General features: G+C 56.4%; 17 protein-coding genes and 1 pseudogene. 14 read left to right on the forward strand and 4 right to left on the reverse strand.

Annotated features, from left to right (window positions below; translation table 11 throughout):
* Position 1: 1 nt before the first annotated feature.
* From ACR0ER_RS18840 to ACR0ER_RS18860, 5 genes and pseudogenes are all read left to right on the forward strand, one after another.
* A complete protein-coding gene (locus ACR0ER_RS18840) occupies positions 2-688 on the forward strand; it encodes an FkbM family methyltransferase (RefSeq protein WP_480770263.1) in 687 nt (228 codons plus the stop codon).
* 3 nt (positions 689-691) lie between these two features.
* Entirely contained in the window at positions 692-1,900 is a 1,209-nt protein-coding gene (locus tag ACR0ER_RS18845; RefSeq protein WP_480770264.1) for a glycosyltransferase family 61 protein, read from the forward strand.
* Positions 1,897-2,649: a sulfotransferase gene (locus ACR0ER_RS18850; protein WP_480770265.1), complete on the forward strand. Its 753-nt coding sequence runs from the start codon at positions 1,897-1,899 to the stop codon at positions 2,647-2,649. Before ACR0ER_RS18845 ends, ACR0ER_RS18850 begins: the two co-directional genes overlap by 4 nt.
* 621 nt (positions 2,650-3,270) lie before the next feature.
* Positions 3,271-4,335, forward strand: coding sequence for a glycosyltransferase family 2 protein (locus ACR0ER_RS18855; protein WP_480770266.1), 1,065 nt, complete (start codon positions 3,271-3,273; stop codon positions 4,333-4,335).
* 419 nt (positions 4,336-4,754) lie between these two features.
* Positions 4,755-4,916, forward strand: a pseudogene (locus tag ACR0ER_RS18860) (transposase); the annotation flags it as partial.
* 9 nt (positions 4,917-4,925) lie between these two features.
* Here the strand turns inward: ACR0ER_RS18860 and ACR0ER_RS18865 are convergent.
* The 4 genes from ACR0ER_RS18865 to ACR0ER_RS18880 form a co-directional block, all read right to left on the reverse strand.
* A complete protein-coding gene (locus tag ACR0ER_RS18865; protein ID WP_480770267.1) occupies positions 4,926-6,194 on the reverse strand; it encodes an FCSD flavin-binding domain-containing protein in 1,269 nt (422 codons plus the stop codon).
* Positions 6,195-6,219: 25 nt separating this feature from the next.
* Positions 6,220-6,558: a c-type cytochrome gene (locus tag ACR0ER_RS18870; RefSeq protein WP_480770268.1), complete on the reverse strand. Its 339-nt coding sequence runs from the start codon at positions 6,556-6,558 to the stop codon at positions 6,220-6,222.
* A gap of 73 nt (positions 6,559-6,631) precedes the next feature.
* The gene (soxZ, locus tag ACR0ER_RS18875; RefSeq protein ID WP_480770269.1) at positions 6,632-6,961 is read right to left on the reverse strand and encodes a thiosulfate oxidation carrier complex protein SoxZ; all 330 of its coding nucleotides are present in this window, start codon (positions 6,959-6,961) and stop codon (positions 6,632-6,634) included.
* A gap of 19 nt (positions 6,962-6,980) precedes the next feature.
* Positions 6,981-7,418, reverse strand: coding sequence for a thiosulfate oxidation carrier protein SoxY (locus ACR0ER_RS18880; RefSeq protein WP_480770270.1), 438 nt, complete (start codon positions 7,416-7,418; stop codon positions 6,981-6,983).
* A 181-nt stretch (positions 7,419-7,599) separates the two neighbouring features.
* Here ACR0ER_RS18880 and ACR0ER_RS18885 point away from each other — a divergent pair, with 181 nt between their 5' ends.
* The 9 genes from ACR0ER_RS18885 to pqqE all read left to right on the forward strand — a co-directional run bounded on the left by ACR0ER_RS18885 (position 7,600) and on the right by pqqE (position 14,679).
* On the forward strand, positions 7,600-8,346 hold the full coding sequence (locus ACR0ER_RS18885) for an ABC transporter ATP-binding protein (protein ID WP_480770271.1): 747 nt from the start codon (positions 7,600-7,602) through the stop codon (positions 8,344-8,346).
* Entirely contained in the window at positions 8,343-9,134 is a 792-nt protein-coding gene (locus ACR0ER_RS18890) for an ABC transporter permease (RefSeq protein ID WP_480770272.1), read from the forward strand. The genes ACR0ER_RS18885 and ACR0ER_RS18890 overlap by 4 nt, the downstream gene beginning before the upstream one ends.
* Entirely contained in the window at positions 9,131-10,732 is a 1,602-nt protein-coding gene (locus ACR0ER_RS18895) for a sensor histidine kinase (RefSeq protein WP_480770273.1), read from the forward strand. Before ACR0ER_RS18890 ends, ACR0ER_RS18895 begins: the two co-directional genes overlap by 4 nt.
* Positions 10,733-10,741: 9 nt before the next feature.
* A complete protein-coding gene (locus tag ACR0ER_RS18900) occupies positions 10,742-11,425 on the forward strand; it encodes a response regulator transcription factor (RefSeq protein ID WP_480770274.1) in 684 nt (227 codons plus the stop codon).
* A 101-nt stretch (positions 11,426-11,526) separates the two neighbouring features.
* Positions 11,527-11,628, forward strand: coding sequence for a pyrroloquinoline quinone precursor peptide PqqA (gene pqqA, locus ACR0ER_RS18905; RefSeq protein ID WP_170335272.1), 102 nt, complete (start codon positions 11,527-11,529; stop codon positions 11,626-11,628).
* A 24-nt stretch (positions 11,629-11,652) separates the two neighbouring features.
* Entirely contained in the window at positions 11,653-12,549 is an 897-nt protein-coding gene (gene pqqB, locus ACR0ER_RS18910) for a pyrroloquinoline quinone biosynthesis protein PqqB (RefSeq protein WP_480770275.1), read from the forward strand.
* Positions 12,546-13,295 (forward strand): pyrroloquinoline-quinone synthase PqqC, encoded by a 750-nt coding sequence (gene pqqC, locus ACR0ER_RS18915; protein WP_480770276.1) that lies wholly within the window; start codon positions 12,546-12,548, stop codon positions 13,293-13,295. Before pqqB ends, pqqC begins: the two co-directional genes overlap by 4 nt.
* Positions 13,295-13,567, forward strand: coding sequence for a pyrroloquinoline quinone biosynthesis peptide chaperone PqqD (pqqD, locus tag ACR0ER_RS18920; RefSeq protein ID WP_170335266.1), 273 nt, complete (start codon positions 13,295-13,297; stop codon positions 13,565-13,567). The genes pqqC and pqqD overlap by 1 nt, the downstream gene beginning before the upstream one ends.
* The gene (gene pqqE, locus ACR0ER_RS18925) at positions 13,567-14,679 is read left to right on the forward strand and encodes a pyrroloquinoline quinone biosynthesis protein PqqE (protein WP_480770277.1); all 1,113 of its coding nucleotides are present in this window, start codon (positions 13,567-13,569) and stop codon (positions 14,677-14,679) included. Before pqqD ends, pqqE begins: the two co-directional genes overlap by 1 nt.
* Position 14,680: the final 1 nt, after the last annotated feature.

Consider the following 14,680-nt stretch of genomic DNA (forward strand, 5'->3'; position numbering starts at 1 on the left):
TTTGCGCTATGACACCGTTACGCTGGGCGATCTGACCTTTCCTGACAATCCCGCTATCCTGAAGCGCATTCACAAGCGTTCAATCCGCCGAGGAAACTATGAAAGACCTGAGCGGCTGGCCATGAAAGGACTTCTAGAGCCGACTGATCATGTTCTCGAAATTGGCGGCGGTATCGGCTTTATCTCGACTCTTATGGTACGCGAACATGGGGTTGCGCGCGTTCGGTCTTTTGATGCGAATCCAGACCTGATCCCCTTCATTCAAGAGGTTCACAAACTCAATTCTGTCGCGGATCGGATTGATGTTCGACACGGCCTGATTGCCGCCCAGGACGGTCCGCCGTTGACATTTTTCGTTCGCGAGGATTTTTTGGCTTCTTCGTTGAATGACAATCTTGGCGACCGCTTCGGCGGGGTTGTCAAAACCGTGGATGTAGAGCAGGTAACGCTCGAGAGCATCTTGGCCGATTTCCCGGCAAATCTGCTGATCTGCGATATTGAAGGGGCCGAAGCCGATCTGTTACCCGCGTTGGACCTGAGCACGTTTCGCGCCGCAATAGTTGAGTTGCACCCACAGACAATCGGCCTTGCGGGCGTAAAAAAGGTCTTTGAGGCGTTTATGAGCGCAGGATTGGTATATGATGCAGCGAGATCTGAACAAGCTGTCGTGACTTTCCAAAAGGCTTGAGTGATGACAGAAATTCCTTATTTCCCACCGCAATTCGACCCCAAAGAATATCCCACCCCTTCGGGTGGATGGTCGACTGAAATCCAAGAGGTTCGCAACGCCTTGATCGCCCCCTCAAACGGAAGGGGCATGCGCCAGGAATGCGGTGTGTTCGATACCGATAGGGCTTTTGTGGACTCCGCCGTCCTGTATCGCGCAGGGCCTGGGCCATTAATGCTGGAGCCTAAAACTCTACCGGATGGTAAAGAGCACCTGCCTGGGACGTGGATGTGGGGTGGGATACTCTTGAATCATTTTGGGCATTTTTTGACCGAAACGCTTTCACGGATATGGGCCTACCCGGAACTTGCTGACAAAGTCGATGGTATCCTCTTTCTGCATAAGCGCAACGGTGTCGTGAATGCTTTTCACCAAACGTTTTTCAAGCTGTGCCAAGTGAACAAACCGCTCAAAGTGGTGCATGCGCCTACCAGTGTCGAACGCCTATTGGTGCCCGGCCAAGGTCTGGGCCTCGGAAACATCGCTTACGGCACGGCCAAGCATCACGATTTCTTTCAGAGCCGTTTTGCGTTGGACATTGCCCCCGACGGGCCGGATCGGCTGTACATATCTCGTTCGGCCCTACCCTCGGCCAAGGGCGGGGCGATTGGCGAAACGATGCTGGAAGAGAACCTTTCGCATGCGGGTTATGAAATTTTTCACCCTCAACAGCACAGTCTGGAAGTACAGATCGCCCGCTACAGGGCCGCTAGGAAGATTATTGGGCTTGATGGCTCGGCTTTGCATCTGGCGGGTTTGTGCATAGGTCCGGAGCCAGATGTTGCGATCATTTGGCGACGCAGTTCTTCTGCAGCCATTCACATCGTCAATCAGTTGCACGGCGCAACCGGGAAGAAGCCCGCGATGATCGAAGAAATCGAATATGATTGGATCGTGGCCGAGCGGGGCAAGGCGGATCGGTTTTCGATCGGCCAAATTGATGTTCCGGCCATCGGGCGTGCACTGGCTGGGTACGGTTTTCTGGACGAGGATCCGGAATGGGATTCAATTGACCCGGACCTGATCGAAACACAGATTGGCAAAATATCCGCGGATACAAAAAATGAATACATCCCGAAGCTAAGCCGAACACGCCTGCGCGAGATGCGCTTGCAGCGCCGTGCCAAGCGCGTCGCTTCCGGCATGAACGTTTATACCGGGACCGACACATGAGTCCGCGCGAGCCGTTGAACGCAACCTATATAAGGACAGAGCTTGCCGAGATACCCAGCGAGGACCTAAAAGATGCGGTCAAACGGCACCCGTTGGTCACGCGGCGTCAGAAGCTGACACGGATTTTCCAGATCGGGTTCAACAAATGCGGCACGCGAAGTCTCTATCGTTTCTTTCAAAGGGCAGGTATCTATTCGGGTCATTTCAACCGCGGCCTTCTGGCTCTGAGAATGCAGGAAAACCTGGCCGCCGGCCGCAAACCGCTGGCCGGACGGATTGACCAATATGTGGCTTTTACAGATGTCCAGCGAGTGGCCGCCGAAGGAGTTATTGAGGGTGCGGCCTTCTTTCGTGAATTGTATGAATACTATCCAAATTCGTATTTTGTATTGAACATCCGAGATAAAGAAGGCTGGTTGCGTTCGCGTTCACGCCATGGCGCGGGCAACTACATGAAGCGTTATGGCAAGGCGCTGGGTCTGAGTAGAGACGATGAGATCATTGCCTATTGGGGTCGCCAGTGGGACGATCATTTGGACAGCGTGCAGAAGTTTTTCGCCGATAAGCCAAATCAACTCTTGGTATATGATATCAAGAACGACTCCCCAGAAAAGATATGTGCCTTTTTGGCACCTGACTTCATCACCTATCCCGAACATTTCCGCCACGAGGGTGACACCGAAAAGGTCGATGGTTACGCTTACCTGACCAATAAACCAATCTTCTCACGTGGGAACGGTGCTCACTGAGATGTCCGCTGAAACTCTGTCACCGATGTAAGCATAAATTCTTGCCTGTTGATCTTCGACGAAGTGGACGTCAAAGAGTTCGAAATTGAACTAAGAAAATACGGACTTTAAACCTGAGACAAATACGATAGCCGATCTCCTCATCAGTGTGGTTCATGCAAAACCATTGTTGAGACCTGAGACCCGGTTAGGGACACCCGCTGCGCTATTTGAGGGCTGCGCGCGGGTACTGCCGCAAACTCGGAGCGCGGTTGAGAAGGACCGGCGCTCGGATTGATTACCCTGCCAATTGAACAAAGTGCGTTAGGGAGAGAGTCCAGGTGTGAGTTGATCTTTTCGGATCATGCTGATCATTTCGATTCCGCGATTTTTCAATCGAAACTCAGGAAAAGCGCAATCCGTTATACTTAAGAGTGTGGGAATCTATCACCAAAACTATACACGCAGTCGGCAAGTTGCAGCGTTAATACATTATGCTTAAACTGAACAGAGAAACAGAACAGAGCCACCGAGCAAGCACAATATCTTCGCAAGTGAGTGTACGAACAACGGACTGCGTTGCGCGCGTCGAAACTGCTTGGGTCATAGAGTCTGGTCATAGAGAATGAGACAGGGGCTCGGATGACACGTCTTCTGATTACAGCGATGAAAAACGAGGCCCCTTATATTCTGGAATGGGTGGCTTATCATAAATTAATTGGGTTTGATAATATCCTTGTGTATTCAAACGACTGCTCCGATGGAACAGATATACTTTTGGATGCCCTCGCAGCACGTGGCTGGCTCACCCACGAACGCAATCAGAACTACGTAAAGAAAGGTGTTCAGTGGACTGCTTTAAACTTGGCCGGAAAACATGAGCTTACTAAAGCTGCAGAGTGGATTCTGTTCTCTGACATTGATGAATTTGTAAATATCAAGACGGGTTCTGGAAAGCTTGATGACTTGTTCGCGGCAGTACCTGATGCGGATGCTTTCGCGCTGACATGGAGGCTCTTTGGCAACAGCGGAAAGGTAGATTTCTCGGCTCTGCCTATCTTGGAGGAGTTCACCCGTGCAGCCCCTCTGCCCTGCTTTTCGCCATGGGAGGCCAGTCATTTCAAGACGCTCTTTCGCAACAACGGGGCTTACCAGAAGCTTGGTGTGCATCGCCCCAAAAAACCGAAGCCTAGTCAAAAACATAAGGTCCGATGGGTCAATGGCTCAGGCCAACTCTTACCGGCATTGTTTCAGGAGCGTGGACTTGTGACTTTCGGGCGGTATACGGGTATGGATTTGGTCTGTCTCAATCATTATTCGGTCAAATCCGCCCTTGCTTACCTGGTTAAATCGAATCGTGGTTTGCCGAATCGCTCACACCAAGAAATCGGTTTGAGATATTGGGTTGATCGGAATTTCAACACGGTTGAAGAAACGTCAATTCAGCGCAATTTGCCAGCGCTAAAGGAAGCACTCAATGAGTTGTACGCAGATGATGAACTGCGAAGGCTGTCACAAGAAGGGTTGAATTGGCACAGGCAGCGCGCGGACGAGGTTATGAATACGTGGGATGGGCTGCAACTTCTGATACGAATAGTCGGGATCGAACGGAGTGATATAGACCCGCATCTTGCAAGGAAGTTTCAGGCAAAAAGGGCCGAAATTCGCGGACGTTTGGCTGTAGAAAAGAACGGCAACACCGGATAAGGCACTAGCAGGTGCGCTGACTGGTGGCCTGATTTCGCTGTAGAAGGCATCGGCACAACCATCACCAATCAACCAAGAGCGTCAGTTCAGTTGAGCGCAGGTCGAGGCTGTCTGTCGGCAAAAGCAAGGACGGAAGTGTAGATTGCCATCCACGCAGGCGTAGCTCTTACTGACGAGGGGCGGCTGTTAGCATCTTTGACTAAAAACACATCCGCTTTGGCAAAGCATGGCGTCGCTTTTTTGGTCCACGACGATACAAACGCGTGTTTGCGCCAGTCTGCTCAAATGCCAAATCTCAAAAGTTGCGGCCACATCCCCGATACTTGCGGCGCTGTTTTTGGGTGCCAGCAAGGCGGATCGGAATGCGTTCAGCTTTACGATTTGGATTTAGGCGCCAAGGCTCGTCGGGAAACCAGACTACCGTGAAGTACGACAAACGCCGTTACAAACTGCGCGACCGTATTGAGATCATGTTTGGTAGGCTCAAGAACTGGAGGCGCGTGGCGACACGTTATGATCGCTGTCCCGAGGCCTTCCTCTCCTCCATCGCCCTCGCAGCAACCGTCATCTATTGGTTATGAATCGTGACCCTAGTCGAACATGTCTTCGGAAATTGCAGCGTACCAATTGACCGATTCATGATACGTTAAACGACGTGTTTCAGCGGACTCACCTATTTGGCTGATGAAGCCGTCGACTCGTGCTATTTTTTCTTCTGTCGCTTCGTAAGTAGCGCCAACTTTCACACCATCGTTTACCGCGATAAGCGACCAGCACGTGTTTGCATAGCGGGGCGGGAAAACCCGAGACCCTGTCAACGCGCCACGCACGGCGTTGGCGCAGACCTTGGCCTGCGAATTCGCCGAGAACCCGGATTTCGGCATGTCGCCCTGCTGGCTGGCATCACCCAGGACGTAGACATCGGGATCAACCTTCGAAGACATGTCAATCGCGTTCACCGGCGCCCATCTGCCGTCGGTCACGCCTGCCAGTTCGGCGATACGTCCAGCTTTCATCGCGGGGATGACGTTGCAAACGTCGACGGTCAGTTCTTCACCATCAATCGTCAGGGTCATCCGGTCCGGGTCGACGGAAACATTGCCGCCGCCAAAATCCTCGCCGATCCAGTCGATCATCCCGGTATAGTGCGTTGCCCAGCTGTCTTCGAACAACGCCATTTTCGAGAATTTCGGCTTGGGGTCGGCAATTATGATCTTGGCGCTGGGATTAGTGGTTTTCAGAACATGCGCCACCATCGAAATACGCTCATACGGCCCAGGCGGGCAACGATAGGGGTTGGGTGGCGCGACCATCGCAAAGACACCGCCTTCGGGCATGTTTTCAATCTGCGCCCGCAACAGTTCGGACTGGGAACCGGCCTTGTAGGCATGCGGCATCCGGTTTTGCGACGAGACACTCCAGCCTTCGACCGACCCTTCGACGAAGTCAATACCCGGGGCGATGATCAGCTTGTCATAGGACAGCACCGCCCCGCCTGCCAATGTGACCGTACGGGCCGCGCGATCCACTCCAACGGCCCAGTCGTGGATCACGTTGATCCCATGGTTCGCGGCAAGCGCCCCATAAGTGTGGCCAATGTCGTCGATGGACTTCAGACCGCCGATATAGAGATTCGAGAAAAAGCAGCTAAAATAGACCCGAGAAGGCTCGATCAGCGTGACGTCAATCGCGCCCTCGCTGTCCTTGGCGATATACCGCGCCGCGGTTGCCCCCCCTGCTCCACCGCCAATGACTACGACCCGTGGCTTTCCTGCTCCTTCCGAAAGGACCGCAGGAGCAGACAATGCCCCGGTGACGGCGATGCCAGTGCCCAGAAATTTGCGCCGATCCCATTTCATCCGTAATTCCTTCCACTTTATGCCTTCACTCAACCGACCCGAAATAGGCCGCGAGAGCGGCGATTTCGTCGTCATTCAGACGCGCCGCAAGCATCTGCATGATCGGATGCGCGCGGTCGTTCTGTTTGTAGGCCTGCATGGCCGCCACGAAGTCTTTTGATGAAAGCCCGGCAATGTCTGGAATACCCTCGCTTGCCGCGCCTTTCTGATGACAAGTGACGCATTGCGCCGACAGATATGCGCCAAGCTCCAGATCCGCCTGTGTTTCTGAACCCTGCCCAGCTTCGACATTCTCACCAGCCAGCGCAGCCCAGCCGGGCAATCCCAAAACACATCCGCACATGAGCAGGTTGATACACTTCATTTCTATCCCAGCGTTGCGACACTCAACACTTGCAAAATCGGCCCGTTTCCAAAACCGACACTTTCGTAGGCCCTTAGATGACCGTGATCGAACGGCTGTCGGTATAGATTGCTCCGTCATCATCGAACCACGCAAACGTAAACACACCAGGGCCGGGAACGATGGCCTGAAATTCGAAGAACGGGTTCGTCGAGATGCCAGGCCCGATGCCAAGGTCAATGACCGTTTCTCCCTCGAACGTACATAGAAATCGATGGATGATCGAGCGCGGGACGGGCTGACCACTGGGGTCAAGGCGATGGCCGGATTCCATGCGGTGGGAAATCAGCGTCTTGATGGTGATAACCTCGCCCGCGCGCGCCTGTTTCGGCAGTTTGACGCGGGTCTTGACACCTGAAGCCATTGTTCTCTCCGTTCTGCGATCAGGCGCAGCCACCAATGACAACCGAAACCGGGTGCAAGCCTCGGTGCACTGCTCCTTCTGGCATTCGCGCAAGCGCAACGACGTCTTGCGTCTGTGCCAGACGCATACGCGTCGATATCGCCTGAGACCCCGCCAAAGGGCCGAACCGGGCGCTGAGCACCGGCAAGACCGGATTGCCGGGTGCGATCAGTAGAACTTCCTCCGCCCCGGGCGCTTCGATGGACACCGGAACGCGATACCCGTCCTCCGCCACGACCGGCAGGGTCAGCGACACGCCGCCGTCTGCAAGCGGTCTAGCACCGACAAATGCGTCAACCAATTCCTCCAACGTGGCCGAACTGGATGATGCGAACAGATCCTGCGCGCGAACCGGCGCTGTCAGGCAAAGCAAGGCCCAAAGGCTTACCTGCATCGTATCGCGCCTGGTTAGGGACATGGCCGCTCTTTCTTTTGGATACGCCCGCCATGATAACTGTGCCGGATCGATATCCAAACATAACAAATCTGTGAAGATTGGCATACTTAAGTCGCGGTCAGCTGCGTATATGCACGGTTGAGAAAACCGCGTCGAACATGCAAGCTAACGTTCAGATTACAAAGTCAGTGCGGAGGTTTACATGCCGAATGCACAGTCGCTGCAAGAGGCAGGCCCCGGTCTGTCTGTCCGCGATCTGAGCTTTCATTACGGCGCAAAAACAGCGCTGGACGCGGTGTCTTTTGACGTAGCGCCGGGAACCTTCTGCGCGCTTCTGGGCCCAAACGGGGCCGGGAAGTCAACACTCGTGTCCCTGCTAACCCGCCTTCTGGTTGCACCGCAGGGTGAGATCAGCGTGGCAGGAGCCAACTTACGCCGGTTTCCGCGAAAGGCACTGGGGCAATTGGGCGTGGTGTTTCAACAGCCGACCCTGGATCTCAGCCTGACTGTGCGCCAGAACATGACCTATTTTGCAGCTTTACACGGACTGCCACGTAATGAGGTATCCGGGCGCATCGACGCAGCCCTGGACCGTCTGAACATGCGCGAGCGGGCAGAGGAAAAAGTGCGCGCGTTGAATGGCGGCCATCGCCGCAGGATGGAGCTGGCCCGCGCCTTGCTGCATGATCCCAGCGTTTTGTTGCTGGATGAACCCACCGTCGGTCTGGACGCCGCCGCTAGACAATCGATCACCCGGCATGTCCACGACCTGGCGGAACAGGGCCTATGCGTCCTGTGGGCAACCCACCTGACGGATGAAGTGCACGACGATGACCAGTTGCTGGTTCTACATCAGGGCCGGGTTCTGGCATCAGGGCAAACGGGTGATCTGCGCGGGCAGCACGCGTTATCCGACTGGTTTCTGTCACAGACCGGGGTCTCGGCATGAACGGCTTCTGGGGTGTCGCCCGCGCCATCATTGGGCGCGAGTTTCTGCGCTTTATACATCAGCGCGAACGGTTTCTGGCGGCGCTGGTGCGACCGATGGTCTGGCTGCTAATCTTTGCTGCCGGATTTCGGGCCGCACTGGGGCTTTCGATCATCCCGCCCTATCAGACATACATCACCTATGAGACCTATATCGTGCCGGGCCTCTGCGCGATGGTTCTGTTGTTCAACGGAATGCAAAGCTCGCTCAGCCTTGTCTATGACCGCGAGATGGGATCGATGCGCCTGTTGCTTACCAGCTCCTTTCCGCGTTGGTGGCTGTTGTTCTGCCGCCTGCTGGGCTCGACGGCGATATCAATCCTGCAGGTCTATACCTTTCTGGCGCTGGCGGCCCTGTTTGGCATCGTCTTGCCCCTGCCCGGCTATGTCGCGGTTCTGCCGGGGCTGGTCCTGGGTGGGCTAATGCTGGGTGCGCTGGGGTTGGTCCTGTCCAGCTTCATTAAGCAACTTGAGAACTTCGCAGGTGTGATGAACTTTGTCATTTTCCCAATGTTCTTTCTGTCTTCTGCCCTCTACCCGCTGTGGAAAATGGCGGAAAGCTCACCGCTGTTGCGCGATATCTGCGCGCTGAACCCATTCACCCACGTGGTCGAGTTGATCCGGTTTCTCCTCTACCTGCAGATCAATTGGAGCGCTCTGTTATGGGTGCTGATTTGGACCGTCTTACTCAGTACGATTGCCGTCTGGGGATATGACCCTGCCCGTGGCTTGATGAAGCGGAAATCATGACGTCAGCAGCCAAATCTACTAAGCGCGCACTGCTGCTGAAAACCCGCCTGGGGCTTGGTGCCCTGGTTCTGGGGGCGGGAACCCTGCTGACAGCAGCGATCCTTTTTCTGGGGATGCAAACCGTAGCGAACCGGCTGGAAACAGCTCTGGCATCGGAAACCCGCATGGCCCGATACGCGGCCCTGTCTACCCAAGCGGCCACGTTTCTGGTAATCGCGACCGAAGCCGTTCAGACCGGCCAACCCGCAAATACCCGGTTGGAAAGGCTTGCTCCGATCCGGGGCCAGATCAGCGCAACCTTCGAAAACCTGCGCGCCGACGTCGAGGACGCCGTCACGGCGGCCCAAGAGATGGGGCTGGATGAACAATCCCGCTATGGCACGCAATCTCTTGGGCTTGCCCGCATGGACGCCTTGCTGAGCAATACACTCGAAGGTCTGAGTGACGACACCGCGGATCAGGCGCGGTTGCGGGCCTATATCGACTCTTTCGCCTCGGGTTTCGATCCTTTGCTCAGTCAGGCTGTGAACACAGAGGTTTTATTTCGCAACGCCATTCTGGCCGGAATCGAAAAAACCCGCTTGACCCTGACTTGGATTGCGCTGGGATTTGCCGTTTTCGCCATACTCAGCACGGCCTGGTTCTATTTCGGCCTTATCCGCCCGCAATTCTCCAGGTTGGACCGCCTGCGCACGGCAGCCGAACAAATCGGCAAGGCCGAGTTTACGGTCGCCTTGCCGGACACACGCCCCGACGAAATCGGCCAGCTTTATGGCGAAACGAACCGGATGGCGGCCGCATTGAAGCACCGGCAGACCGAAATCGAGGCCGAATGGGCAGGCTTGAACGAAACCATTGAAAAGCGCACGCAAGAACTGCGCGCGGCCAATGACTCCCTGTCCCGGATTGACGAAAACCGCCGTCGTTTTTTCGCCGATATCAGTCACGAATTACGCACACCCCTGACCGTAATCATGATGGAATCCCAGATCGGGCGGCAGGACAGCAAAAGCGCACCGGGTGCTTTGGCGACCATCGAGAACAGTGCCGCGAAACTGAACCAGCGCATTGACGACCTGCTGCGTGTGGCGCGTTCTGAAACCGGCGAATTGGCACTGGACCCAAGCGTGGTCGCCCTGCCTGACCTGTTGCAGACGGTCGTTCACGACATCCAGCCTGAGATCGACAGCGCCAACATGCAGCTAGAGGTAAGCGCTGTCCCGAGTTGCGCATTGCACTGCGATCCCAACTGGATCCGACAGGTTGTTCTGAGCCTCATCCGCAACGCGATCCGACATGCGCGGGCCGGGAAACTGATAACGATCTCGGCCACGTGTGTGGGTGAGGCTGCCGTGATTTCGCTGACGGACAACGGCCCCGGCATTCCGAAACAGGCTCAGGGCAAGATTTTCGAACGGTTTGTTCAGGGGGGCACAACTAATAGACAAGGATTTGGCGTCGGTCTGGCCCTTGCGTCTTGGGTGATCGAGGCCCATCACGGCGCGATAACGCTGATCAGCCCGGTTCCGCGGGATCAGGCGATCGGGGCCGGAGCCGGTACAAATGTCTGCATTCGATTACCATTGGCAGAGGCATAGACTACCCGCATGGCGCCCAGACTTCTGATCATAGATGACGACCCTAAAATCGCCTCGGCCCTGGTTCGGGGGCTGTCGCTGCACGGCTATGACGCCGAGGCTGAAAATCGCGCCGACATGGGTCTCGAACGTTTACAGAGCGGGTCCTACTCGGGCGCGATCGTCGATGTCATGCTGGGTGAAGACAGCGGTATCGATTTGGTCCGGGCCGCCCGCGCGGCAGGGGTATCGATCCCCATTCTGATGCTGTCCGCCCTGTCGGATGTCGACCACCGCGCCGCCGGTCTGGAGGCCGGGGCGGACGATTATGTGGTCAAACCCTTCAGCTTTGACGAGTTGGTCGCGCGGTTGCAGGTGCAGGAGCAGCGCGCACAGTCCCAACACCCGGATCCCGCCCGAATGTCGTTGCGGGGCAGGACAATAACCATCCGCGAAACACGCGTCACACTGACCGAACGCGAATACGATCTGCTAGCCCTGCTTAACAGCAAGGCAGGAACGCCCATCTCACGGGGAGAGCTGTTCGACACGCTTTGGTCGCAGGAAGGGTCCAGTAACGAAAACGTGGTCGATGTCTATATCGGCTATTTGCGCAAGAAGCTGGGCGCGGATGACTTCGGGTTTGAAATCAAGACACTACGCAATCAGGGGTTCTGCCTGCAAGGCCGGGCTCCGCTGCCGGAAGACAGCTGAACACCTACCAAAGTCTAAGCTGTTCTTACAAAATAAGAATCGCCCTGACGCGCGTTACCTGTCAGATTGCTGTTAGGGAAACCTATGGAGGAGAACTCACTATGGCTTGGAGCAAACCCGTTATCCGCGAAATCGAATGCGGCATGGAAATCAACATGTACGGCCCGGATCATGAGGATGAACGTGGCGGCGGCCTGATCTGATTGCGGACCCGGCGCCAACCTTAGATGACGTTGCGCGCGATAATACTCGGGGCCGCTGCGGGCGGCGGCCTTCCGCAATGGAACTGCGGTTGCATTAACTGCGACCTCGCGCGCAATGGCGAAATACCCGCTCAGACACAGTCGTCACTTGCTGTATCGGCCGACGGTCACAACTGGGCCGTGCTGAACGCCTCACCGGACATTCGAACTCAGTTAAGCAATACACGGCCTCTGTTTCCGACGGGGTTGCGCGAGATGCCCATTCGGTCCGTGCTGGTGACAAATGGGGATATCGACCATGTGGCGGGGTTACTGACGTTGCGGGAAATGCAGCCGTTCAAGCTGTTTGCAACGCAGAGCATTCAGGACGTGATCGCGCAGAACCCTGTATTCGATGCGCTGAACGCCTCGGTCGTAGAGCGCGCACCGATTTCCCTGAGCCAGCCTTTCGAATTGACACCGGGCTTGCAGGCGACGCTGTTTCCGGTCCCCGGCAAGGTACCGCTGTATCTGGAAGGCGAACATGTCCAGACTGATCTGGTGGGTGAACAAACCGTGGGTGTGGCCCTGAATGCGCAGGGTAAAACCGCCTATTACATTCCGGGTTGTGCCGCATTGACGCCGGACCTGAGCGCCCTCCTTGAAGGCGCAGATCTCTTGTTTTTTGACGGTACGCTCTGGCAGGATGACGAGATGGTGCGCACCGGATTGGGACAGAAGACCGGCAAACGGATGGGGCATATGTCGATGGATGGTCCCGACGGCTCGATCGCCAGTTTTACCGATTTGAAGATTGGACGAAAAGTTTTCGTCCACATGAACAACACCAACCCGGTCCTACGCCCCGACAGCGCGGAAAAAGCAAGCGCCGAGGCGGCGGGTTGGATCATCGGACAAGACGGGATGGAGATCACTCTATGACCCAAAGCCGCGAAGATTTTGAAGCCCGCCTGCACCAGATCGGTGCCGAGCGCTACCACGACCTGCATCCGTTTCATCACCGTCTGCATGGCGGTCAGTGCACCCCGGACGAGGTCCGAGCCTGGGTGGTCAACCGCTATTATTATCAGCATTCGATCCCAATGAAGGATGCAGCGTTCATGTCGCGTGTCGAAAACCCGGCGCTGCGGCGCGCATGGCGATCCCGGATCGAGGATCATGACGGGACCGAAGACAACGAAGGCGGCATCAGACGCTGGTTGCGCCTGGCGGCAGCGGTCGGGCTTGATCCCGACTATGTTGCCTCTTGCGAGGGTGTTTTGCCCGCAACGAAATTCGCCGTCGACGCCTATGTGCGCTATGTCCGCGAGAAAACCCTGCTCGAAGCGGTTGCGGCATCGCTGACCGAGCTTTTTGCCCCCAAGATTCATGCCAACAGAATAGAAGGCCTGTTGCAGCATTACGATTTTGCCGATGACAGTTCGCTGTCCTATTTCCGTAATCGGCTGAAAGAGGCACCCAAGGATGTGGCCTTTGGACTGAACTGGGTTCTGGACAACGCGGATACGGCCGAAAAACAGGAAGCGGCAGCCAAAGCTTTAATCTTCAAGACCGACGTGCTGTGGGCACAACTGGATGCCCTTTGGGGTGCCTATGTTGAACCCGCCCGCATCCCGCCCGGAGCCTGGCAGCCGGGCACTGGCCTTTTGATGCAGCAGGCTTCGTGATGCTGGCTCAGGAGGTTCCAACCCTGCCGCGCGGCGTGCGCCTTCACTACGACAAGGTACGCGAAAACTGGGTGTTGCTGGCGCCGGAACGGGCCGTGACCCTGGATCAGATTGGACATGCAATCCTGACCGAAGTGGATGGCAAGCGCAATTTCGGGCAGATCACGGCCGCGTTGTCGGAAAAGTACAAGGCCCCGCAGGACCAGATTGCCGAGGACAGCTCGGGCTTCCTTGATGCACTGCGCGCGCGGCGCTTTTTGGATGTGATGTGATGGCCCGAACGGTTGCACCCCCCATTGCCATGCTGGCCGAACTGACTCATCGTTGCCCGCTGTCGTGCCCCTACTGCTCCAATCCGGTCGAAATGGCCAAGCTGGACAGTGAAATGGACACCGACACATGGGCGCGCGTTTTTCAGGAAGCCGCCGCTCTGGGTGTCCTGCAGTTGCACCTGTCCGGCGGCGAACCGGCGGCGCGGCGCGATCTGGTAGATTTGGTGCGCGCAGCCCGCGAGGCCGGGCTGTATACTAACCTGATCACCTCAGCCATTGGACTGACCGAGCGGCGTCTGAACGAACTGGATGCTGCGGGGCTGGATCACATCCAATTGTCGCTGCAGGGCACGGATGCGGCAATGGCGGATACGGTAGGCGGGTATCGGGGCGGGTTTGACCGCAAGATGAAGGCGGTTGAATGGATCAGGCAGATTGGCTTGCCAATGACATTGAACTTCGTGTTGCACCGGCGCAATGCGCACCAGTTGCCCCGCGCGCTGGAAATGGCGCAAGAGATGGGGGCGCGGCGGATCGAAGTGGCGACGGTCCAGTTCCACGGTTGGGCCCTGAAAAACCGCGATGCTTTGATGCCGACACGGGAACAGGCGCAGTTGGTCACGCAGCAGGTTGCCGAGGCAAGGAGCGCGCTAAAAGGCACGTTGGTCATTGATTACGTGCCTGCGGACTATCACGAAGACCATCCCAAGCGATGCATGGGCGGATGGGGGTCCAGCGGGCTGAACGTGACCCCCGACGGGCAGGTTTTACCGTGCCACGCGGCGCAAACCATCCCGCATCTGACCTTTGAACGGGTGCAGCAGAAGCCACTGGCAGACATCTGGTATCACAGCACCGCCTTCAACGCGTATCGAGGCACCGACTGGATGCCCGAACCTTGCCAAAGCTGTGACCGCAAGACCATTGATTTCGGTGGTTGCCGCTGTCAGGCCATGGCCCTTGTGGGAGATGCCGGTGCAACGGATCCGGTCTGCATCAAATCTCCGCATCATCACGCGCTGCAAGACCGGGCCAACCGGCACGCAACCAGTGGCGACGCGCCCTTTGTCTATCGTGTCGCGCCCGGCGCAGCGACGGAACCGGCGGAATAGT

The organism is Ruegeria sp. CH8, from assembly GCF_056536985.1.

Coding starts and splice junctions, on each gene's coding strand:
- ACR0ER_RS18880 (WP_480770270.1), bottom strand. CDS start 7,418: ATGTCCCTAACCAGGCGCGATACGATGCAGGTAAGCCTTTGGGCCTTG.
- ACR0ER_RS18865 (WP_480770267.1), bottom strand. CDS start 6,194: ATGAAATGGGATCGGCGCAAATTTCTGGGCACTGGCATCGCCGTCACC.
- ACR0ER_RS18900 (WP_480770274.1), top strand. CDS start 10,742: ATGGCGCCCAGACTTCTGATCATAGATGACGACCCTAAAATCGCCTCG.
- ACR0ER_RS18885 (WP_480770271.1), top strand. CDS start 7,600: ATGCCGAATGCACAGTCGCTGCAAGAGGCAGGCCCCGGTCTGTCTGTC.
- soxZ (WP_480770269.1), bottom strand. CDS start 6,961: ATGGCTTCAGGTGTCAAGACCCGCGTCAAACTGCCGAAACAGGCGCGC.
- ACR0ER_RS18855 (WP_480770266.1), top strand. CDS start 3,271: ATGACACGTCTTCTGATTACAGCGATGAAAAACGAGGCCCCTTATATT.
- ACR0ER_RS18845 (WP_480770264.1), top strand. CDS start 692: ATGACAGAAATTCCTTATTTCCCACCGCAATTCGACCCCAAAGAATAT.
- ACR0ER_RS18890 (WP_480770272.1), top strand. CDS start 8,343: ATGAACGGCTTCTGGGGTGTCGCCCGCGCCATCATTGGGCGCGAGTTT.
- pqqD (WP_170335266.1), top strand. CDS start 13,295: ATGCTGGCTCAGGAGGTTCCAACCCTGCCGCGCGGCGTGCGCCTTCAC.
- pqqA (WP_170335272.1), top strand. CDS start 11,527: ATGGCTTGGAGCAAACCCGTTATCCGCGAAATCGAATGCGGCATGGAA.
- ACR0ER_RS18895 (WP_480770273.1), top strand. CDS start 9,131: ATGACGTCAGCAGCCAAATCTACTAAGCGCGCACTGCTGCTGAAAACC.
- pqqC (WP_480770276.1), top strand. CDS start 12,546: ATGACCCAAAGCCGCGAAGATTTTGAAGCCCGCCTGCACCAGATCGGT.
- ACR0ER_RS18850 (WP_480770265.1), top strand. CDS start 1,897: ATGAGTCCGCGCGAGCCGTTGAACGCAACCTATATAAGGACAGAGCTT.
- pqqB (WP_480770275.1), top strand. CDS start 11,653: ATGACGTTGCGCGCGATAATACTCGGGGCCGCTGCGGGCGGCGGCCTT.
- ACR0ER_RS18870 (WP_480770268.1), bottom strand. CDS start 6,558: ATGAAGTGTATCAACCTGCTCATGTGCGGATGTGTTTTGGGATTGCCC.
- pqqE (WP_480770277.1), top strand. CDS start 13,567: ATGGCCCGAACGGTTGCACCCCCCATTGCCATGCTGGCCGAACTGACT.